Source organism: Arthrobacter sp. JCM 19049, assembly GCF_001310435.1.
This window is the reverse complement of record NZ_BAXF01000804.1, coordinates 1-746: the sequence shown is the minus strand read 5'-3', so window position 1 is coordinate 746 and position 746 is coordinate 1. Positions and strand designations below refer to the sequence as shown.

The 746-nt window shown below is 66.8% G+C and carries 2 protein-coding genes and 1 riboswitch; of the genes, one reads left to right on the top strand and one right to left on the bottom strand.

Features of this window, described 5'->3' with window-relative positions; translation table 11 throughout:
• Positions 1-419: nuclear transport factor 2 family protein (locus tag JCM19049_RS16395; protein ID WP_279403451.1), on the bottom strand; the 419-nt coding region annotated here is incomplete at its 3' end.
• 97 nt (positions 420-516) lie between these two features.
• Positions 517-629, top strand: a riboswitch (TPP riboswitch).
• Between JCM19049_RS16395 and JCM19049_RS21595 the strand changes: the two genes are divergently transcribed.
• A partial coding sequence (locus JCM19049_RS21595; RefSeq protein ID WP_279403452.1) for an FAD-dependent oxidoreductase occupies positions 625-746 on the top strand: 122 nt, incomplete at its 3' end. It overlaps the preceding riboswitch by 5 nt.

Genomic DNA, 746 nt, shown 5'->3' with positions numbered 1-746 from the left:
CTGCTGCGCGCCAACGGCACTGGCGGTGCCTGGTGGTACAGCAACTGCCAGCGGCCCCGCTCCAACTGCCACAGGGAACTGCGGTGGGCGGTACGCACCCCGGTGCTCTGCCAGCGCAGCAGCACCTGATGCTCGGACAAGGCCAACAGGCTCGGGGCGTGCAGGGCGGCCGGGGGATTATCGGTGCGCGTTTGGGTGGCCAACAGCGCGATGATCTCGTCCTTCGTGTAGTGCCGGCCCGAGACCCCCACCTCCTCAAACATCTCGTGCAGCAGCACAGCCAGCTGCTGCGCATCCCCCCGGACCGCTGGTGAGAGCAACTGCTCTTCCAGGGCCAGCAGCTCTTGGGCCAACGGGTCGCTGCGCTCCAGGAGCCGGGGGTAGGACTGCGCGTTGTGGGTGGTGCCGGATGTGTTCATGCCTCCCAGTGAACCACGGGTTGTGTGTGCGGCGGCCCGCCGGCGGGACCGGCCGTCATGCAATTGGTGTTTGTGAGCTGCACCATGCCTATAATCCTTCTAACTCCGCGGGAGCCTGCGCGATCTGTTGATCCGGGCTGAGAGGGCTTCGTGCCGACCGCTACACCTGATGCGGGTCATGCCGCCGTAGGAAGGAAAGTGCCTGATGCATGTCGTGATCGTTGGTGCCGGGATCGCCGGACTATGTACCGCTTTTGAACTGCGCAGCCGCGGGGTGCGCGTCACGCTCTGCGACCCTGACCCCGCCGGGGGCGCCAGCCATGCGGC